The organism is Mycobacterium aquaticum, assembly GCF_002086485.1.
GTDB lineage: Bacteria > Actinomycetota > Actinomycetes > Mycobacteriales > Mycobacteriaceae > Mycobacterium > Mycobacterium aquaticum.
Genome location: NZ_MVHF01000009.1, coordinates 64242 through 83873, shown reverse-complemented (window position 1 = coordinate 83873; position 19632 = coordinate 64242). Strand labels below are relative to the sequence as shown.

The 19632-nt window shown below is 67.4% G+C and carries 17 protein-coding genes and 2 tRNA genes; 10 read left to right on the top strand and 9 right to left on the bottom strand.

Features of this window, described 5'->3' with window-relative positions; all coding sequences use genetic code 11:
- Positions 1-3: 3 nt before the first annotated feature.
- The 7 genes from BST13_RS11975 to pknB all read left to right on the top strand — a co-directional run bounded on the left by BST13_RS11975 (position 4) and on the right by pknB (position 9727).
- A complete protein-coding gene (locus BST13_RS11975) occupies positions 4-1518 on the top strand; it encodes an FHA domain-containing protein (protein WP_083164060.1) in 1515 nt (504 codons plus the stop codon).
- Positions 1519-1648: 130 nt separating this feature from the next.
- Positions 1649-2116 carry an FHA domain-containing protein FhaB/FipA gene (locus tag BST13_RS11970; RefSeq protein ID WP_018602954.1) on the top strand — a complete coding sequence of 156 codons (468 nt, stop codon included), beginning with the start codon at positions 1649-1651 and terminating at the stop codon, positions 2114-2116.
- Complete coding sequence (locus BST13_RS11965) at positions 2113-3648, top strand: PP2C family protein-serine/threonine phosphatase (protein WP_083164058.1); 1536 nt, start codon at positions 2113-2115, stop codon at positions 3646-3648. Before BST13_RS11970 ends, BST13_RS11965 begins: the two co-directional genes overlap by 4 nt.
- Complete coding sequence (locus BST13_RS11960) at positions 3645-5060, top strand: FtsW/RodA/SpoVE family cell cycle protein (protein WP_083164056.1); 1416 nt, start codon at positions 3645-3647, stop codon at positions 5058-5060. Before BST13_RS11965 ends, BST13_RS11960 begins: the two co-directional genes overlap by 4 nt.
- Positions 5057-6535, top strand: coding sequence for a D,D-transpeptidase PbpA (gene pbpA / locus BST13_RS11955; protein ID WP_083164054.1), 1479 nt, complete (start codon positions 5057-5059; stop codon positions 6533-6535). Before BST13_RS11960 ends, pbpA begins: the two co-directional genes overlap by 4 nt.
- Positions 6536-6617: 82 nt before the next feature.
- Entirely contained in the window at positions 6618-7850 is a 1233-nt protein-coding gene (locus BST13_RS11950; RefSeq protein ID WP_083164052.1) for a protein kinase domain-containing protein, read from the top strand.
- The gene (gene pknB, locus BST13_RS11945) at positions 7847-9727 is read left to right on the top strand and encodes a Stk1 family PASTA domain-containing Ser/Thr kinase (RefSeq protein ID WP_083164050.1); all 1881 of its coding nucleotides are present in this window, start codon (positions 7847-7849) and stop codon (positions 9725-9727) included. Before BST13_RS11950 ends, pknB begins: the two co-directional genes overlap by 4 nt.
- Here pknB and BST13_RS11940 read toward each other — a convergent pair.
- Together BST13_RS11940 and BST13_RS11935 are read right to left on the bottom strand one after the other, a co-directional pair.
- The gene (locus tag BST13_RS11940) at positions 9705-10379 is read right to left on the bottom strand and encodes an aminodeoxychorismate/anthranilate synthase component II (RefSeq protein ID WP_083164048.1); all 675 of its coding nucleotides are present in this window, start codon (positions 10377-10379) and stop codon (positions 9705-9707) included. The two genes, pknB and BST13_RS11940, sit on opposite strands and share 23 nt — an antisense overlap.
- A gap of 17 nt (positions 10380-10396) precedes the next feature.
- Positions 10397-11146, bottom strand: a complete 750-nt coding sequence (locus BST13_RS11935) for a DUF881 domain-containing protein (protein WP_095533509.1) — start codon at positions 11144-11146, stop codon at positions 10397-10399.
- A gap of 94 nt (positions 11147-11240) precedes the next feature.
- Here BST13_RS11935 and crgA point away from each other — a divergent pair, with 94 nt between their 5' ends.
- Both crgA and BST13_RS11925 read left to right on the top strand, forming a co-directional pair.
- Positions 11241-11525: a cell division protein CrgA gene (gene crgA, locus BST13_RS11930; protein WP_083164234.1), complete on the top strand. Its 285-nt coding sequence runs from the start codon at positions 11241-11243 to the stop codon at positions 11523-11525.
- A 155-nt stretch (positions 11526-11680) separates the two neighbouring features.
- Positions 11681-12088, top strand: coding sequence for a PH domain-containing protein (locus BST13_RS11925; protein ID WP_083164044.1), 408 nt, complete (start codon positions 11681-11683; stop codon positions 12086-12088).
- A 69-nt stretch (positions 12089-12157) separates the two neighbouring features.
- Here the strand turns inward: BST13_RS11925 and BST13_RS11920 are convergent, their stop codons facing one another.
- Positions 12158-12703, bottom strand: coding sequence for a peptidylprolyl isomerase (locus BST13_RS11920; protein ID WP_170064279.1), 546 nt, complete (start codon positions 12701-12703; stop codon positions 12158-12160).
- 102 nt (positions 12704-12805) lie between these two features.
- Between BST13_RS11920 and cwsA the strand changes: the two genes are divergently transcribed.
- Positions 12806-13216 (top strand): cell wall synthesis protein CwsA, encoded by a 411-nt coding sequence (cwsA, locus tag BST13_RS11915; RefSeq protein ID WP_083164040.1) that lies wholly within the window; start codon positions 12806-12808, stop codon positions 13214-13216.
- Positions 13217-13295: 79 nt separating this feature from the next.
- Here cwsA and BST13_RS11910 read toward each other — a convergent pair whose 3' ends face one another.
- The 6 genes from BST13_RS11910 to gyrA form a co-directional block, all read right to left on the bottom strand.
- Positions 13296-13760, bottom strand: coding sequence for an SRPBCC family protein (locus BST13_RS11910; RefSeq protein WP_083164038.1), 465 nt, complete (start codon positions 13758-13760; stop codon positions 13296-13298).
- Positions 13761-13767: 7 nt separating this feature from the next.
- Positions 13768-14160 (bottom strand): hypothetical protein, encoded by a 393-nt coding sequence (locus tag BST13_RS11905; protein WP_083164036.1) that lies wholly within the window; start codon positions 14158-14160, stop codon positions 13768-13770.
- 94 nt (positions 14161-14254) lie between these two features.
- A tRNA-Ala gene (locus BST13_RS11900) sits at positions 14255-14327 on the bottom strand.
- 162 nt (positions 14328-14489) lie between these two features.
- A tRNA-Ile gene (locus tag BST13_RS11895) sits at positions 14490-14563 on the bottom strand.
- A 59-nt stretch (positions 14564-14622) separates the two neighbouring features.
- Positions 14623-15546: a DUF3566 domain-containing protein gene (locus BST13_RS11890; protein WP_083164034.1), complete on the bottom strand. Its 924-nt coding sequence runs from the start codon at positions 15544-15546 to the stop codon at positions 14623-14625.
- Between the two features lie 51 nt (positions 15547-15597).
- Positions 15598-19374: an intein-containing DNA gyrase subunit A gene (gyrA, locus tag BST13_RS11885; protein WP_083164032.1), complete on the bottom strand. Its 3777-nt coding sequence runs from the start codon at positions 19372-19374 to the stop codon at positions 15598-15600.
- Between the last annotated feature and the right edge of the window lie 258 nt (positions 19375-19632).

The following is a 19632-nucleotide window of genomic DNA, read 5'->3' as shown; positions in this document are numbered from 1 at the left end:
GATATGGGTCTTGTCGACCGCATCGAACGCAAGCTCGAGTCAACCGTGGGTGATGCGTTCGCCCGGGTCTTCGGCGGCTCGATCGTTCCGCAGGAAGTGGAGTCGATGTTGCGCCGCGAGGCGCAGGCCGGTGCCCGGACCGTGGGCGGCGGCCAGGTTTTGGCACCGAACGACTACGTAATTACTCTCAGTGACACTGACTATCAGAAGGTAAGCGCCGATACTGACCTGACCGCGTCCGCATTCGCCAAACATCTGGGGGGATTTATCCATGATCAGGGGTGGCAAACGTATGGTGATGTGGTCGTCAGATTCGAGCAATCACCGCACTTGCACACCGGACAGTTCCGCGCACACGGCGCGGTCAACCCCGATTCCACCGTCGGCGAATCCGCACGAGTACATCGCGACCAGGCGTTCACCGCAGAATCAGGAGAACCATCTATGACCGACAATCCGAGCTACCGCGGCGGCCAGGGACAAGGTCGGCCTGGCGACGAGTACTTCGATGACCGGTACGGACGCCAGCAGGACGACCAGCGCGGCGGCGGCTATCCCCCTCAAGACGACCAGCGCGGCGGCGGGTACCCCCCGCAGGACGACCAGCGCGGCGGCTATCCCTCACAGGACCAGCAGGGCGGCGGCTACCCACCACGCGGCGGCGGCTACCCCGACCACGGTGGCTATCCCGATCAGGGTGGCTACGGCGACCGCGGCGGCTACCCCGATCAGGGTGGCTACCCGGACCAGCGCGGCGGCTATCCCCCGCAGGACGACCAGCGCGGCGGTGGCGGCTACGGCGGCGGCCCGAGCTACGACCAGCGCGGCGGAGGCTACGGCCAGCAGCCCGGTGGGTACGGCCCGCCTCAGGGTGGCGGCTACGGCGGCCCGGCGGGCCCGGGGCCCAGTGCCGACTATGACTACGGACGTCAGCAGCCGGGTGGCGGCCGTCCGGGTCCGGATCCTCGCCAGGGTGGCTACGGCGACCAGGGTGGCTACGGCGGCGGTTACGGCGACCAGCGCGGTGGTTACGGCCAGCCGCAACAGGACTACGGCCAGCAGGACTACGGCCGCGGCTACGGCGACCAGCAGCAGGGTGGCTACCAGGACCAGGGCTACGGCGATCAGGGTGGCTATGGCGGCGGCTACGGCGACCAGGGCGGACGTGACTACGACTACGGCCAGGACGCCGGCCAGGGCGGGTACGGCGGCGGCGACTACCACGCCGGCGGCGCGACCGTCACGCTGCAGCTCGACGACGGCAGCGGCCGGACCTACCAGCTGCGCGAAGGCGCCAACGTGATCGGCCGTGGCCAGGACGCTCAGTTCCGCCTGCCTGACACCGGCGTGTCGCGTCGTCACCTCGAGATCCGGTGGGACGGTCAGGTGGCGCTGCTCGCGGACCTGAACTCCACCAACGGCACCACTGTGAACAACGCCCCGGTGCAGGAATGGCAGCTGGCCGACGGCGACGTCATCCGGCTGGGCCATTCCGAGATCATCGTGCGCGTGCACTGAGGTATCGGACCGGACACACCGGGGTGGCTAGCAACCCGCTTCACCCTCATGCCAGTCGCCGCCCAAGTATCGTGACGTTGCCGCAGGGCACGGAACGACGTCATCGGGACGGGTACGGAGAGGATGTCAGATGCAGGGGTTAGTGCTGCAGCTGACGCGTGTCGGGTTCCTGTTGCTGCTGTGGCTCTTCATCTGGTCGGTGCTGCGGATCCTGCGCACCGACATCTATGCACCGACCGGTGCGGTCATGGTGCGTCGAGGGCTCGCCTTGCGCGGCTCACTGCTGCCCAGCCGCCAGCGCAGGCACATCGCCAGGCAGATGGTCGTCACCGAAGGCGCACTCGCCGGGACCCGCATCACGCTGAGTTCCCAGCCGGTGCTGATCGGGCGTGCCGACGACTCCACATTGGTGCTCACAGATGATTACGCCTCGACGCGCCACGCCCGACTGTCACCACGCGGTTCGGAGTGGTACGTGGAGGACCTAGGATCGACCAACGGCACATACCTTGACAGGGCGAAGGTGACAACAGCGGTAAGGGTTCCCATTGGCACGCCGGTGCGAATCGGTAAGACGGTAATCGAGCTTCGACCGTGACACTCGTGCTTCGATATGCCGCGCGCAGTGACCGCGGCCTGGTCCGCGCCAACAACGAGGACTCCGTGTATGCGGGCGCGCGCCTGCTCGCGCTGGCCGACGGCATGGGTGGACACGCCGCCGGTGAGGTGGCCTCGCAGCTCGTCATCGCCGCGTTGGCCCATCTCGATGACGACGAGCCCGGCGGCGATCTCCTCGGGAAGCTGAATTCGGCTGTCGCCGAAGGTAACTCGGCCATCGCCGCGCACGTCGAGGCAGACCCCGAGCTCGAGGGCATGGGGACGACGCTGACCGCGATCCTGTTCGCCGGCAGCCGACTCGGCCTGGTGCACATCGGTGACTCCCGCGGCTACCTGCTGCGCGACGGTGAGCTCACCCAGATCACCAAGGACGACACCTTCGTCCAGACCCTGGTCGACGAGGGCCGCATCACCGCCGAGGAGGCCCACAGCCACCCACAACGCTCGCTGATCATGCGGGCGCTGACGGGCCATGAGGTCGAGCCGACGCTGACGATGCGCGAGGCCAAGGCCGGTGACCGGTACCTGCTGTGCTCCGACGGGCTCTCCGACCCGGTCAGCCAGGAGACCATCCACGAGGCGCTGCAGATCGAAGACGTCACCGAAAGCGCCGACCGGCTCATCGAATTGGCGCTGCGCGGCGGCGGACCGGACAACGTGACGGTGGTGGTCGCCGACGTCGTCGATTACGACTACGGCCAGACCCAGCCGATCCTGGCCGGTGCCGTTTCGGGCGTCGACGACGACACGATCCCCCCCAACACCGCGGCGGGCCGGGCCTCGGCCTTCAACCCGCGCCGCAACGAGCCGAAAAAGGTGGTCCCCCAACCGGCCGAACCGGCCCGCAAGCCCCGCTCCCGGCGCCGCTACGTGATCGCTGCGGTCCTGCTGGTGCTGGTGGTGCTCGCGGGCCTGGCCATCGGCCGTCAGATCATCAGAAGCAATTACTACGTCGGCGAGCACGACGGAATCGTTGCGATCATGCGGGGTATCCAGGGCTCGTTTCTCGGGGTTTCGCTGCAGGAGCCGTACGGGCTGGGCTGCCTGAACGCCCGCAACGAACTATCTCTGATCGGCGCGGGCGACAACCGCGACAATCTCGGGTGCCGGCTGATGGCTGTCAGCGACATGCGCCCGTCCGAGCGGGCCCAGGTGATCGCCGGGCTGCCGGGCGGCACGCAGGACGAGGCCATCGCCCAGATCCATGAGCTGGCCCGCAGCTCGGTGCTGCCGGTGTGTGTCACCCGCACCCCGCCGACCACCACGAGCGCCCCGCCCCCTGCACCGGCCGCCACGACCGGCCCGGCCCCGTCGCCAGTCCCGCCTCCTGCGCCGACGACCACGACGGCCCCGCCGGCCCCAGCGCCATCCACCGAGGCGTCGGGAGAACCTTCTGCGCGCCCACCGGGCGAATCGGGGTCCCCGGAGCCTGCGCCGCCATCAACGCCCACCGCGACAGCGCTACCTCCCCCGTCGCAGGTACCGGGGACGGACTGCCGGGCGGTGTCATGACCACCCAACCCCAGTCACCGGTTACCGTGACGCCGGCGCTACCCAACCGGCGCAACGCGGAACTGTTTCTGCTGGGGTTCGCGGCACTGATCACCACTGTCGCGCTCCTGATCGTCGAGGCCAACCAGGAACAGGGCATCACCTGGGACCTGCTGCGCTACACGGTCGGATACCTTGCCCTCTTCGGCGTCGCCCATCTGGCGGTGCGCCGCTTCGCGCCCTATGCCGACCCGCTGCTGCTTCCGGTGGTCGCCCTGCTCAACGGACTGGGCCTGGTGATGATCCACCGCCTCGACCTCGCCGAGGGCACCGCGAGCTCAGGCGGTCTGGGTGGCACCGCCAACCAGCAGATGTTGTGGACCCTGCTGGGAGTGGCGGCATTCGCGGTGGTGGTCATCTTTTTGCACGATCACCGCATGCTGGCCCGCTACGGCTACGTGTGCGGCCTGACCGGCCTTGTGCTGCTGGTGATTCCGGCAATCCTGCCCGCCAGGTACTCCGAGCAGTACGGCGCCAAGATCTGGATTCAGTTCCCCGGCTTCTCGATTCAGCCTGCCGAGTTCTCCAAGATCCTGCTGCTCATCTTCTTCGCCGCCGTGCTCGTGGCCAAGCGTGAATTGTTCACCAGCGCAGGCAAACACGTCCTTGGCATGGATCTCCCCCGGCCCCGCGACCTGGCCCCCCTGTTGCTGGCATGGATCGCCTCAGTCGGCGTGATGGTCTTCGAAAAGGACTTGGGCGCATCACTTCTGCTGTACGCGTCGTTTCTGGCGCTGCTCTACATCGCCACCGAACGGCTCAGCTGGGTGGTGATCGGACTCGCGCTGTTCGCCGCGGGAAGCGTTGTGGCGTATCACATTTTCGGTCACGTGCGGGTGCGGGTGCAGAACTGGTGGGATCCGTTCGCCGATCCCGACGGCGCCGGCTATCAAATGGTGCAGTCGCTGTTCAGCTTCGCCACCGGTGGCATCTTCGGCACCGGCCTTGGCAATGGTCAGCCCGGCACGGTCCCGGAGGCCTCGACCGACTTCATCATCTCCGCCATCGGCGAGGAACTCGGCCTGGTGGGGCTCGCCGGCGTGCTGATGCTCTACACCATCCTGATCATCCGCGGAATGCGCACGGCCATCGCCGTGCGTGACAGCTTCGGCAAACTGCTCGCGGGCGGGTTGTCCTCGACGCTGGCGATCCAGCTGTTCATCGTCGTCGGCGGCGTCACCAAGCTGATCCCCGAGAGCGGCCTGACCACGCCGTGGATGTCCTACGGCGGCTCGTCACTGTTGGCCAACTATGTGCTGCTGGCCATCCTCGTGCGCATCTCGCACGGCGCCCGACGGCCGATCACCACCACCCGGCAGCCCAACGCCACCCCGATCGCCGCGGCCAAAACCGAGGTGATCGAGAAGGTATGAACACCTCGCTGCGCCGTGTTGCCGTCACGATCATGGTGCTGATCGTGTTGTTGCTGGCCAACGCCACCCTGACCCAGGTCTTCACGGCCGACGGGCTGCGCGCCGACCCCCGCAATCAGCGGGTGCTGCTCGACGAGTACTCCCGCCAGCGCGGGCAGATCACCGCCGGGGGACAGCTGCTGGCCTACTCGGTGTCTACCGACAACCGGTTCCGCTTCCTGCGGGTGTACCCCAACCCGCTGGTCTACGCGCCCGTCACCGGCTTCTACTCGCTGGGCTACTCGAGCACGGGGCTTGAGCGCGCCGAGGACACCATCCTCAACGGTTCCGACGAGCGCCTCTTCGGCCGTCGGCTCGCCGACTTCTTCACGGGCCGCAACCCGCGCGGCGGCAACGTCGACACGACCATCAAGCCACAGGTCCAGCAGGCCGCCTGGGACGCCATGCAGAACGGTTGCGACAACGGCCCGTGCAAGGGCTCTGTGGTGGCCCTGGAGCCGTCTACCGGCAAGATCCTGGCCATGGTGTCGTCGCCGTCCTACGACCCCAATCTGCTCGCGTCACACGATCTGAACGCGCAAGCCGCCGCCTGGCAGAAGCTGCGCGACGACCCGGCCTCACCTCTGCTCAACCGGGCCATCTCCGAAACCTATCCGCCGGGCTCCACGTTCAAGGTCATCACCACCGCGGCCGCGCTGCAGGCCGGGGCCACCCCGGACACGCAGCTGACCTCGGCGGCGCGCACCAACCTGCCGGACAGCACCGCGACGCTGGAGAACTTCGGCGGCGCCCAATGCGGTCCTGGCGCGACAGTGTCGCTGCGCGAGGCGTTCGCCAAGTCCTGCAACACCGCATTCGTGCAGCTGGGTATCGATACCGGCACCGACAAGCTCAAGAGCACCGCGCAGGCGTTCGGCTTGGACACCTCACCGCCGGCCATCCCGCTGCAGGTCGCCGAATCCACCGTCGGACCCGTCGACGACGGCGCGGCGCTGGGCATGTCCAGCATCGGGCAACGCGACGTGGCGCTGACGCCGCTGCAGAACGCGGTGGTGGCCGCGACCATCGCCAACGGCGGCGTCGCGATGCGGCCCTACCTGGTCGATAGCCTGAAGGGACCCGACCTGGCCACCATCAGCACCACCGCCCCCGCGCAAGAGCGCCGGGCGGTGTCACCGCAGGTCGCCGCTACACTTACGAACTTGATGGTCGGCGCCGAGCAGGTGACGCAGCAGAAGGGAGCCATCGCCGGCGTGCAGATCGCTTCGAAGACCGGTACGGCAGAGCACGGGACTGACCCCCGTAACACTCCGCCGCATGCCTGGTACATCGCCTTTGCGCCGGCCACGGACCCCAAGATCGCGGTCGCGGTGCTGGTCGAGGATGGCGGGGACCGGTTGTCGGCCACCGGCGGCGCACTGGCCGCCCCGATCGGACGTGCCACCATTGCGGCGGCCCTGCGGGAGGGATCATGACTGACGCTTGCGGGCGGATCGTGAGTTCGCGCGAGCGAATCATCGGTTCGGCATGCGTCAACCGACTCTGGGAGGTGGACGCATGAGCCCCCGGGTCGGCGTCACGCTGTCGGGCCGGTACCGACTGCAGCGACTCATCGCCACCGGCGGTATGGGCCAGGTGTGGGAGGCGGTCGACTCCAGGTTGGGGCGCCGTGTCGCGGTCAAGGTGCTCAAGGCCGAGTTCTCGACGGACGCGGAGTTCGTCGAACGCTTCCGCGCCGAGGCCCGCACCGTGGCCATGCTGAACCACCCCGGCATCGCCAGCGTGTACGACTACGGCGAGACCGAGCTGGACGGCGAGGGCCGCACCGCGTACCTGGTGATGGAACTCATCAACGGCGAACCGCTGAACTCCGTGCTCAAACGCACCGGAAGGTTGTCGCTGCGGCACGCCCTTGACATGCTCGAGCAGACCGGGCGTGCACTGCAGGTCGCCCACACCGCGGGCCTGGTCCACCGCGACGTGAAGCCCGGCAACATCCTGATCACGCCGACCGGCCAGGTGAAGCTCACCGATTTCGGTATCGCCAAGGCGGTCGACGCCGCGCCCGTCACCCAGACCGGCATGGTGATGGGCACCGCCCAGTACATCGCGCCCGAGCAGGCGTTGGGGCACGATGCGACGGCCGCCAGCGACGTGTACTCGCTGGGTGTGGTCGGCTACGAGTCGGTGTCGGGCAAGCGTCCCTTCACCGGCGACGGTGCCCTGACGGTGGCGATGAAGCACATCAAGGAGACACCTCCGCCGCTGCCCGCCGACCTGCCGCCCAATGTGCGCGAGCTGATCGAGATCACCCTGGTCAAGAACCCCGGCATGCGTTACAAGTCCGGCGGCCCGTTCGCCGACGCCGTCGCCGCCGTGCGCTCCGGCCGGCGTCCACCGCGGCCCAACCAGGCCCCGACGCTGGGCCGCGCCGCACCCGCGGCCGTGCCGTCGGCCGCACAGGCCCGGGCCGCGGCCGATATGACCGGGCGGGCTCCGGCGACCGCTGCCAGGCCTCGTACCAACACCGGAACGCATCGGCCTGCGCCGGCGCGCCGGACGTTCTCGTCCGGCCAGCGGGCCCTGCTGTGGGCTGCCGGTGTACTCGGCGCGCTCGCGATCGTGATCGCGATCCTCATCGTGCTCAACGCCCAGGACCGCAAGCAACAGCAGTCGCCGCCGCCCACCGTCACCAACACGGTGACGCAGACGACGCCCTTCCAGTCGCCCGCAGCGCTGCCGGCGATCGTGCCGCAGCAATCTGCTGCCCCGGAACAGATACTGCAATGACGACCCCTCAGCACCTTTCCGACCGATACGAACTCGGTGAGATCCTCGGCTTCGGCGGCATGTCCGAAGTCCATCTGGCCCGCGACCAACGCCTGCACCGTGACGTCGCGGTCAAGGTGCTGCGGGCGGACCTGGCTCGCGACCCCAGCTTCTACCTGCGTTTCCGCCGCGAAGCGCAGAACGCCGCGGCGCTGAATCATCCGGCGATCGTGGCGGTCTATGACACCGGCGAGGCCGAGACGCCCAACGGGCCGCTGCCCTACATCGTGATGGAGTACGTCGACGGCGTCACGCTGCGCGACATCGTCCACAACGACGGGCCGATCCCGCCGCGGCGCGCCATCGAGATCATCGCCGACGCCTGCCAGGCGCTGAACTTCAGCCACCAGCACGGCATCATCCACCGCGACGTCAAGCCGGCCAACATCATGATCAGCAAGAACAACGCTGTGAAGGTGATGGACTTCGGCATCGCCCGCGCGTTGGCCGACGTCAACAGCGTCACGCAGACCGCCGCGGTCATCGGCACCGCCCAGTACCTTTCGCCCGAGCAGGCCCGCGGCGAGTCCGTCGATGCGCGCTCCGATGTGTACTCGCTGGGCTGCGTGCTGTACGAAATCCTCACGGGGGAGCCACCTTTCATCGGTGACTCACCTGTCGCGGTGGCCTATCAGCACGTCCGCGAAGATCCGGTGCCGCCGTCGACGCGGCATCCGGGCATCCCGCCCGAACTCGACGCGGTGGTGCTCAAGGCGCTGGCCAAGAATCCCGACAACCGGTACCAGTCGGCGGCCGAGATGCGCGCCGATCTCGTGCGGGTCCACAGCGGCGAGGCACCGGACGCGCCCAAGGTGCTCACCGACGCCGAACGCACGTCGATGATGACGCAGTCCGGCCCGATGTCGTTCAGCGCGCCGACCGAGCACATGCCCGCCCCGATCCAGCCCACGGCCGCAGGCCGGGACCGCAACGCGTCGATCGGCCGCTGGCTCATCGCGGTGGCGGTGCTCGCCGTGCTCACGGTGGTGGTGACGGTGGCGATCAACATGATCGGCGACCGCCCGCGCGATGTGCAGGTGCCGGATGTGACGGGCCAGACCGCCGACGACGCGGTGGCTGCGTTGCAGAACCGCGGCTTCCGGACCCACATCGACCGGCAGCCCGACAACACGGTTCCGCCCGAGAAGGTCATCAACACCGACCCGGCGGCCAATGCACAGGCCAGCGCGGGCGATGATGTCGCCATCGTCGTCTCGACCGGACCGCAGCAGGCACTGGTACCGGATGTGACGGGGCTGAGCCCGGCGCAGGCCCGGGACAAGCTCAAGAAGGCCGGCTTCACCAAGACCAAGGAGACGCCGACCGCTTCGACGCCGGAGCAGAAGGACAAGGTGATCGCGACGGTCCCGCCTGCGAACCAGACGGCGGCGATCACCAACGAGATCACGATCGCGGTGGGTTCGGGTCCGGGCAGCAAGCTCGTGCCCGACTGCGCCGGGCAGAGCGCCGAGGTGTGCAAGCAGATCCTCACCGCCGCCGGTTTCCCCAACACGGTCCCGGTCGATGTCGACAGCCCGCAACCCAAGGGTCAGGTGATCGGTACCGAGCCGACTTCGGGGCAGAACGTGCCGGTGGACACGCTGATCCAGATCCGGGTGTCCCGCGGCAATCAGTTCATCATGCCCGACGTGCGCGGGGGATTCTGGACCGATGTGGAGGCCAACCTGCGCAACGCGTACGGCTGGACCGGTCAGCTCAACCGCGCGCCGGATGTGTCGAACAGCGGTCAGCGGACCAACGCGGTGGTGACCCAGAGTCCGTCGCCGGGGACCCCGATCAACTTCGGGGACCCGATCACACTGGCGTTCGCGTCGTAGCAGCGGCGACCGCGCGGGCGACCTCGTCCTCGAGCTGACGCACGAGGTTCTCGTCCGGCGGGAAGCCGCAGATGCCGAGCCAGTTGGCCAGCATCCGGTGTCCACCCTCGGTGAGGATCGATTCGGGGTGGAACTGCACGCCGTGAATCGGGAGCTCGCGGTGGCGGACGGCCATGATGACGCCGCTGTCGGTCTGTCCGAGCACCTCGAGCTCGGCAGGCACGCTGTCGGGCAGGATCGTCAGCGAGTGGTACCGGGTGGCCGTGAACGGATCCGGAAGTCCTTGCAGCACACCGGCATCGGCGTGATGCACCACGCTGGTCTTGCCGTGCAACAGTTCGGGTGCCCGGTCCACGGTGCCGCCGAACGCGACACCGATGGCCTGGTGCCCGAGGCACACACCCAGTAGGGGAGTGCCTGCGTCCGCGCACGCCCGGACCAGCGGAATCGACGCGCCTGCGCGTTCCGGTGTGCCGGGGCCGGGGCTCAGCAGCACGCCGTCGAAGTCCTGGGCGGCCTTCGCGATGTCAGCCTCGGTGGCCAGCCGCGCGTCGTCGTTACGCCAGACCTGCGCGTGCACCCCGAGCTGGCCCAGGTACTGGACCAGGTTGAACACGAAACTGTCGTAATTGTCGACGACCAGAACCTGCATCGGCCCAGGTTACCGGCTCAATAGCCGATCGGGCCCGCCGGCTGGGCATAGCGCATGCGCACCGGCCCGGTGTGCCCCACGAGGTCGACCTGGGCGCGGGGTTCCTCGGTGTAGCCAAGGCCGAACCGCACGACATATTGCTTGTACAGCGTGACCAGTGGGGCGGCCGCGAGCGCCGCCTGCATGGCGCCGGCATCGCCGATCGCGGTGATCACGTACGGCGGGCTGTAGGTGCGGCCGTTGAGCAGGAGAGTGTTGCCGACGCACCGGGGGGCCGAGCCGGGCATGATGCGCTGGTCCTGCATCTGGATACCTTCCGCACCGGCGCTCCACAGTGCGTTGAGCACGGCCTGGATGTCCTGCTGATGTACCACCAGGTCGTCGGGGGAGGCGTCGCGCGGGAATCGGCCCTGGGCGTCGCGCTGGGCATCGTTGAGCGTCACCACCAGGCCCGGACCACGCATGGGGGTGACGTCGGCCTGGGCGGCCAGCGCGTCGGCACGTTCGGTGATGGCGGCCAGTGCGGCGTGCGAGCCGGGCGTGCCGCCGTGATGGCTGTCGACCTGGCCGGCCAGCGCGTCGCGTTGGGCGGTGAGTCGCTCGACCGACTGCTGGGCCTCGCGCACCAGGTCGACGAGGCGTGGAGCGTCGCTACGACGGATCTCGCCGCCACCGGAGACACCGTGCGTCGCAGCCAGCAGGAGACCGGCCAGCAGGCACACGACCGGCACCCCGAAGCGCCACCGAGATCGGTCCGGTCGGTCCATCGGTTTATCTCCTGGACGTGCAGCTACGTTAGTGTCGTGAAGCATCCTGCTCCATCGTCGCACCGTGTGACGCCGACTGTCCGTGAAGGTACCCATGCCCAAGTCCAAAGTCCGTAAGAAGAACGACTTCACCATCAGGCCGGTGAGCCGGACACCGGTCAAGGTCAAGGCCGGGCCGTCCAGCGTCTGGTTCGTGGCCCTCTTCATCGGACTGATGCTGTTCGGCCTGATCTGGCTGCTGGTGTTCCAGCTGGCTGCCACCAACCCGATCGACACCCCGTCGTTCCTGCATTGGATGGCCGACCTCGGTCCGTGGAACTACGCAATCGCGTTTGCTTTCATGATCACCGGTCTGTTGCTCACGATGCGCTGGCACTGAGCTGCCCCGACCTCATAATGAATTCATCTTACGATCCGAGGGTTACGGACTCAGCAACGTCGCGGCCTCTCAATCACACCGTTGTGATTCATCCCCATTGTGGATAGCACTTGTGGATAACTTCATTAGCCACGGTAAGAGGGTGTGAACAACCCGTGCAGCAAACGCAGTGGAGCCCGTCGACGTTGGGAATCGCAGCTTGCGGCATAGCCGGACTTATGATGGCTGCAGCGGCTGTGACGCTCATCACAGATTCCCCGGGACGTGTTCTTGCCGGCATTGCCGGGGTGGGATTGCTCACGTTTGCAAGCTTCTCGTGGCGCGCTCGACCAAAACTGGCAATCACCGGTGACGGTTTGGCCATCGGTGGCTGGTGGCGCACCCGAACACTTCGCCGCAATGAGATCCGATCGATCCGCATCACGGAGTTCCGGCGGATCGGGCGGAAGGTCCGACTGCTCGAGGTCGACACCGCCGACGACCGGCTCGTCGTCTTCACCCGGTGGGACCTGGGAACCGACCCTCTCGACGTTCTCGACGCCCTGAAAGCGGCCGGCTACTGATCTGCCCGTACACACGACGCGACGCCCCCGCGTACGAGGGCGTCGCGTCGTGTAGCGGACGTCAGAAGGTCAGGACACGGTGACCGACTCGATCACGACCGGCTCGGTCGGACGGTCGCCGCGATCGGTCGCGGTGGTGGCGATCGTGTCGACCACCTTCTGCGACTCCGGATCGACGACCTCACCGAAGATGGTGTGCCGGCGGTTCAGGTGCGGCGTCTTGCCGACTGTGATGAAGAACTGCGAGCCGTTGGTGCCGGGCCCGGCGTTGGCCATGGCCAGCAGGTAGGGCTTGTCGAACTGCAGTTCCGGATGGAACTCGTCGGCGAACTGGTAGCCCGGGCCGCCGCGACCGGTGCCCGTCGGGTCGCCGCCCTGGATCATGAAGCCGTCGATGACACGGTGGAAAATGGCCCCGTCGTAGAACGGACCGGATGTGCCACCAGAGGCGTTCTGGGTGCTGTAGTCCTTGGTGCCCTGCGCCAACCCGACAAAGTTGGCCACGGTCTTGGGAGCGTGGTTTCCGAACAGTGCGATCTTGATGTCACCGCGGTTGGTGTGCAGTGTCGCCGTCGCGGTCTGAATGGGACTCGTCACGGGCGTTGAGTCTGCCACTACGGTCCGCGACGCCAACCGGCACCCGCCAGTTACCCACCGGAACGCCGCCGGGATGGCAGTCTGGGAGCAGTTTTCCCCACGGCGGCAGAAAGGTGCGAGATGACCGCGACGACCGATGACCGGCTGGCTCCCAACCAACGACTGGCCCGCGGCCTGAAGTACACCGCGGTGGGCCCGGTGGACATCTCGCGGGGCGTGGCGGGGTTGGGCATGCAGGCAGCCGTGGCGGCCGGCGCGAGCGCTCGCAGGCGCTACCAGGACGGCCAACTGCGCCGCCAGCTGGCCGCTGTGGCCGAGAAACTGGAGGCGCTGCCGGAGGTACTGCCCGACCTGCTCGCCGATGTGGCCCCGGCCAAGCCCAAGCGTCGTCGTCGTCCATGGCTCATCGTGGCGGTGGCTGCCGCCGTCCTGGCCGGGGGAGCGGTGGCCTTCTCCGTCGTGCGGCGCACCAAGCGGCCCGAGGAGCCCGCCACGCTCGCCCCGAGCGTCGACGTCGCGCCCAAGCCGTAGCGGCGGGCCCTGCCGGCCAATTCGACGAGAATGTCGTCCCAGCACGGGATTCACGACCGTTTCGTCGAATTGGCGGTCGTCAGCCCGCCTCGACGACCGCCTTGATGGCCGCGAGGGTCACGGGGATACCGGACAGCGCTGCGTCGCTGCGAGCTTTGATCTGAGCGTCGGCTTCGGCACCGTAGCGCTCCCGGAAACCGGCCAGGCCCCGCGGCAGGAACACCCAGGACTGCGTCAGCCGGGTGCCGCCGTCCTCGGGGGCCATCGCGTAGCCCCAGCGGACCCATCCGTCGTTGACTTCCCACGCGAATTCACGGCCGGGTCCGGCGATCACCACCTGACTGCGGGTCTCCCATTCCCGTTCGGGTGTGACATTGCGGCCGGTGAACCACGCGCCGATTTCCGGTCCGGAACCTTCGTCCCACCAACATTCCTTGCAGACCGGGCTCCACTCGCCGGTGCGGGTCACGTCGGAGACAACGGCGTAGACGGCGTCCGGCGAGGCTGAGACGTGGATCGAGTCAGTGAATTCCAATGGCGGCACAATCGGATTATCCGTTGCCGTCGTCACCCGCACCGTGGTTGGGGTTGGTACAAATGGTCCCCTCGCACGGCACCGCGGACCCGTCTCCGTTCGGATTCGGCATCACCGCACCCCCGTTGCCGGCAGGATCGTCACCCGCACCGTGATTCGGATTCGTGCAGATCGTGCCCTCACACGGCACCATCGAGCCATCCCCGTTCGGGTTGGGCATCATCGGGACCGTCGAGCCCGGCGCGGCCGGGGCGGTGCGTTGAGTGGGGGCGGCGGGCTTCGCGCTGGACGACGATGTCGCCGGGCTGGTGCTCGTCGGCGCCTGTTCGGTGGTCTGACTCCCGCACGCGGCCGCGCTGCACACCACAAGCGCGGCCAGGGCTGTGACAATTCTCTGGCTGTAGCTCATATGAGCCGACCCTAGCAACGTCCTCACCGATTCCTGGGAAGTTGCTGAAGACGTTCCAGCGCAAATGATTTCGCGACTGACGAATGAAAGGTTGTGGAGCCTAGGAGATTCGAACTCCTGACATCTGCCTTGCAAAGGCAGCGCTCTACCAACTGAGCTAAGGCCCCGTGCCTGGGATCAGGACGGCTCTGCCGCCTGGTGCCACACCTCTGCGCCGTGTCGGGATCGCCACACGATCACCGCCACAGCTGCCACCGCGAGTGCCAACACCAACTTCATGGTGGACCTCCGGTTGGGCAGTACCGACACGACCGGCAATGCCGGTTCCGTGGGCCTAGGAGGACTCGAACCTCCGACCTCTTCGTTATCAGCGAAGCGCTCTAACCGCCTGAGCTATAGGCCCTTATTGGGGACGACCGAGCGACGAGATTACCGTACCGATGCCCCGTCTCCCAAACCGGATCAATCCCGGTCGGCCAACGTCACCTCCACGCCGCCGACGAGGTCGGTGGTCAGGTTGTAGATGAACGCTCCGATGGTGGCCATGGCCGTCAGCACGACGATGTTCACCAGGCCGATCAATGCCGCTCCGCCGAAGATCGTGCCACTGGACACGAGCTCGCCGCCGGCATTGCCGCCGCTGCTGGTCAGCAGATCGCCCACGTTGCTGTTGAGCTTGCTCCAGACGCCCATACCGCCGAGCACGAGGTACAGGAACGCCACGGCGATCATCCACACGAAGAACAGCGCCGAGGACAGCACCAGCGCCACCTTCAGCACGGTCCACGGGTCCACGCGGCGGATCTGCATGCTGGCCCGGACGGGTCCCTTGGTCGACGTGCGGCTCGCGACCTGGATGCGGCTGGTCGGACCCGCGGACGTCGCGCGTGACGCAGCAGGCGCCTCGGCGGACTTGCGTTGCGGGGACCGCGGCGTGGGTCCTGACAGGTCCGGCAGCTCGCTGGCGTAGGCCTCGGTGCGTCCCGGCTCCGACCGCGACGCATCGGGGCGAGGCGCCTCGGTACGGGGCGGTTCAGAGCGGGGCGGTTCGGCGCGGGGTGGCTCCGGACGCGTCGGCTCAGGACGCTGCCGTGGCTGTTCGACCTCGACCCCATCCGCGCCCGACACGAAGCGCTGCAACCGCGCCTCGACGCCGGCGGAGTGGCTCCCAGAACTGCGGCCACCGTCCTGACGCGGCTCGGCAGGCTGCCCGGCGGGCCGGGCAGCCTTGCCCCGCTGCCACGGTGGCACCTCACCGGTCTCGGTGATGTTGCCCGTCGGCCGGGGCACGTTACCGACGCCCCCGCCCTCGGCTCCTGAGCCGTTGGTACCGCTGCCGGGCCGGTCGCCCGTACGCGGGTACCCCGGCTCGCTCGGTGAAGTCACCTAACAGCTCCTTAGCTCAGGCCGAGGGCCAGGTGTGCCTCGGCGGCTGCGTTATGTCTCAGAGGACTCGCCGGACTCGGTTTCTTCCGCATCCGGTTCCTCTTCGGCATTGCGCGCAATCGCAATTAGTGTGTCGCCCTCACCCAGGTTCATCAAGCGGACCCCCTTGGTTTGCCGCCCGGCCTTGCGAACCTGACGGGCCGCGGTCCTGATGACGCCCCCGCCTGAGGTGATGGCATACAGCTCTGTCTCGTCATCGACGATCAACGCTCCGACAAGGTTGCCACGCCGACGGTCGTACTGGATCGTCAGGATGCCCTTGCCGCCTCGGCCCTGGACCGTGTACTCCTCGATCGCCGTCCGCTTCGCGTACCCGCCCGACGTCGCGACCAGCAGATACGTGTCGGGTTGGACCACATTGAGCGAGAGCAGGCGGTCGTCCTCGTTGAACCGCATGCCCTGCACACCGGAGGTGGCCCGGCCCATCGGCCGCAACGCCTCGTCGGTTGCCGAGAACCGGATCGACTGCCCGTTGGCGCTGACCAACAGCAGGTCGTCCTCGGCCGAGCACAGCACGGCACCGACCAACTCGTCGCCGTCACGCAGGTTCACTGCGACGATGCCACCGGACCGGTTGGAGTCGAAGTCGGTGAGCTTCGACTTCTTCACCAGACCGTTGCGGGTGGCCAGCACCAGGTACGGCGCGTCCTCGTAGCTCTTGAGCTGGATGACCTGGGCGATGCGCTCCTCCGGCTGGAAGGCCAGCAGGTTGGCGACATGCTGGCCGCGCGCGGTGCGGGAGGCCTCCGGCAACTCGTAGGCCTTGGCCCGGTACACCCGGCCCTGCGTGGTGAAGAACAGGATCCAGTCGTGCGTGGAGCAGACGAAGAAGTGGTTGACGATGTCGTCGGCCTTGAGCCCCGCGCCCTGGACGCCCTTGCCGCCACGCTTCTGGCTGCGGTACAGGTCGGTCTTCGTGCGCTTGGCGTACCCGGTCTCGGTGATCGTGACGACCACGTCCTCACGGGCGATCAGATCCTCGTCGCTGACCTCGCCGTCGGCCGGAACGATCCGGGTCCGACGGTCGTCGCCGTGCTTCTCGACGATCTCGGCCAGCTCGTCGCGGACGATGGCCCGCTGTCGCTCGGGCTTGGCCAGGATGTCTTCCAGGTCCGCGATCTCGGCTTCGATCTTGGCGAGATCGTCGACGATGCGCTGACGTTCCAGAGCAGCCAACCGGCGCAGCTGCATGTCCAGGATCGCCTGCGCCTGGATCTCGTCGACGTCGAGGAGCTCCATCAAGCCGGACCGGGCGACGTCGGCGTTGGCCGATGCCCGGATCAACGCGATGACCTCATCGAGCGCGTCGAGGGCCTTGACCAGACCGCGCAGGATGTGGGCCCGCTCGTTGGCCTTGCGCAACCGGTAGCGGGTGCGCCGCACGATGACATCGAGCTGATGGTCCACGTACAGCCGGATCAGCTGGTCCAACCGCAGTGTGCGCGGCACACCGTCGACGATCGACAGCATGTTGGCGCCGAAGCTGGTCTGCAGCTGGGTGTGCTTGTAGAGGTTGTTCAGCACGACCTTGGCGACGGCATCGCGCTTGAGCTCCACCACAATTCGGATGCCGACGCGGTCGCTACCCTGGTCCTCGATGTTCGAGATCCCGGCCAGTTTGCCGTCGCGCACCTGTTCGGCGATCGAGGTGATGAAGTTGTCGTGGTTGACCTGATACGGCAACTCGGTGATGACGATCGAGGTACGCCCGCGGGAGTCCTCCTCGATCTCGACGACACCCCGCATGCGGACCGACCCGCGGCCCGTCTTGTAGGTGTCCTCGATGCCCTGTGAGCCGACAATCAAACCGGCAGTGGGGAAGTCGGGACCCTTGACGCGCTCACACACCGCGGCCAGGGTGGCCTCTTCGTCAGCCTCGTAGTTCTCCAGGCACCAGTACACCGCCTCGGCCAGCTCGCGCAGGTTGTGCGGCGGGATGTTGGTGGCCATGCCGACGGCGATACCGCCCGAACCGTTGGCGAGCAGGTTGGGGAACCGGCTCGGCAGAACCGTCGGCTCCTGCACCCGACCGTCGTAGTTCGGAATGAAATCGACTGTCTCCTCGTCGATTTCACGCAGCATCTCCATGGCCAGCGGGGTCAGCCGGGCCTCTGTGTTGTGGCTGACGAACCCGTTGGTGATGAACGCGTGGTCCTCGGTGTCGACGCGCAGGCTGTACACGGGCTGCACACCGGCGTCGGTCACCGATTCGACCTTGGCGTAGTAGAACCGGCCGTCGGTCAGATCAGAGGCGATGGCACGGACGTCGGGATCGGCGATGTGCGAGAGGATCTCGGCTCCGTTGCGCCGCCACCGATCGAGTCGGTCGATGTTGTGCTTGCTCAGCCACTCCGTGTCGGCCCAGCGGCCGCCACCATGAGTGCGGATGAACTCGCCGAGACCGGGCACATGATCGCCGTCGAGACCCTTGGCCGCCGCCGGCAGCGCCGACAGGATTTCCTGCAGCTTGGTCTGCTTGGCACCACCGAAGCCGATGTGTGCGGCGAACAGTTCCGCCTGCGCGCGGTTGGTGATCGCGACCTTGTACTCACCGGTGGCGTGCCGATAGCGGCTCGACACGACCCCGAACTCCAGCAGCATCTGCTGGACGTCCTTGGCGAGCCGGTCACTACGCGTCGAATAGGAGACCTGGATCGTGTTGCGCGGCAATGCCGAGCACGATCCGTCACCCTCGAAGAGGGCCTGCAGGAAGGCGCGCTTGACCACGGTCGCCGCGTGCCACAACCATTCCGGCACGGCCTTGTCTGCCGATCGCCGGCCGAGCATGTCGCCGAGCCGGGAGGCCTTGAGCGCCTTCAGGTTATGCACATCGAGCTCGTGCAGCGTGGACCCCGATGCGATGGTCCGCGACGACACATACCTCGGCCCGCCCACGACAGCGTCATAGGCGGCAACAACGATTTCGAAGAAATCCCGGTCGAGATTGTTGAAACCCGCCCGAGTCTCGGACACGAAACCTTCGCTGACAAATGCGCCCAGCAGCAGTGCTTCCAGAGTTTCGTGCCAGTCGGCAGGACCGAACTCAGCCGGCGGTGTGCGCTGGATGGCGACGCGGTCGCCGGGACCAATCTCCTCGATCAGCTTCCACAGGAGAGTCGGCACGCCCGCGAGATCGACCAGGCACAGCAGCGGGTGATTGCTCGTACCCGTGACGGTGTACCCCTCGGCCGTCGTCACCTTGTAGGTCTGGTGCTCGCCCGAATGGAAGAGCCGATCCGCCACCACCGGATTGCCGTGTCGATCGACAACCTTGAGATCGATCACGTGCTCGGTGTTCGGCCGCGCCGTGGGGACTACGTCGGCGATCCGCACCGAGTGACCCATCGGCAGACGGATCAGCGCATCACCGGTGGTGCAGTACCTCATTGCGGCCGGCGGGTCGTTACCCGGCGAGCCGAAGTTCCCCTGGCCGTCGACCAGCGGATAGCGCAGTGACCACGGCTGGGCCATCCGGACCAGGGTGTCGTAGATCGACGCGTCACCGTGCGGGTGATAGTTGCCCATTGTCTCGGCAACCGAACGCGCGGACTTGGCGTGGCTGCGGTCCGGCCGGAAGCCGGAGTCGTACATGGCGTAGAGCACCCGGCGGTGCACCGGCTTGAGACCGTCGCGCACCTCCGGCAGCGCGCGGCCGACGATCACGCTCATGGCGTAGTCGATGTAGCTGCGCTGCATCTCCTGCTGGATGTCGACCGGTTCGACGCGGTCTGAGGCGCCGTCGCCAGGCGGCAACGTGGTGTCTGTCATCTAATCCTCGTTCGTCAGGCACGCCCGGGCGACCAGAGCAACCTCGGGCAACCCCCAAAGTCTAGTTGGTCAGTAGCTCAGCACCTCCAGACGCGTCGGAGCAATCTGCTCAGAAGAGCCACCTACCGCCGAACCTCCCAGGCCGCCAGGTTGCTCCAGGCCGAAAGAGTTTCATGTCCGTAAACGATGACCACCGGCGGCGCAATCGGGCGTGGCCGCGGTGCGGCCCGTCAAACCTGCTCGCAATGCACGTCTTTC

Bases quoted from the DNA above. Each gene is read 5' to 3' on its own strand.
- BST13_RS11975 (WP_083164060.1), top strand. From the start codon at position 4: ATGGGTCTTGTCGACCGCATCGAACGCAAGCTCGAGTCAACCGTGGGT.
- BST13_RS11970 (WP_018602954.1), top strand. From the start codon at position 1,649: ATGCAGGGGTTAGTGCTGCAGCTGACGCGTGTCGGGTTCCTGTTGCTG.
- BST13_RS11960 (WP_083164056.1), top strand. From the start codon at position 3,645: ATGACCACCCAACCCCAGTCACCGGTTACCGTGACGCCGGCGCTACCC.
- pbpA (WP_083164054.1), top strand. From the start codon at position 5,057: ATGAACACCTCGCTGCGCCGTGTTGCCGTCACGATCATGGTGCTGATC.
- BST13_RS11950 (WP_083164052.1), top strand. From the start codon at position 6,618: ATGAGCCCCCGGGTCGGCGTCACGCTGTCGGGCCGGTACCGACTGCAG.
- pknB (WP_083164050.1), top strand. From the start codon at position 7,847: ATGACGACCCCTCAGCACCTTTCCGACCGATACGAACTCGGTGAGATC.
- BST13_RS11940 (WP_083164048.1), bottom strand. From the start codon at position 10,379: ATGCAGGTTCTGGTCGTCGACAATTACGACAGTTTCGTGTTCAACCTG.
- BST13_RS11935 (WP_095533509.1), bottom strand. From the start codon at position 11,146: ATGGACCGACCGGACCGATCTCGGTGGCGCTTCGGGGTGCCGGTCGTG.
- crgA (WP_083164234.1), top strand. From the start codon at position 11,241: ATGCCCAAGTCCAAAGTCCGTAAGAAGAACGACTTCACCATCAGGCCG.
- cwsA (WP_083164040.1), top strand. From the start codon at position 12,806: ATGACCGCGACGACCGATGACCGGCTGGCTCCCAACCAACGACTGGCC.
- BST13_RS11905 (WP_083164036.1), bottom strand. From the start codon at position 14,160: ATGAGCTACAGCCAGAGAATTGTCACAGCCCTGGCCGCGCTTGTGGTG.
- gyrA (WP_083164032.1), bottom strand. From the start codon at position 19,374: ATGACAGACACCACGTTGCCGCCTGGCGACGGCGCCTCAGACCGCGTC.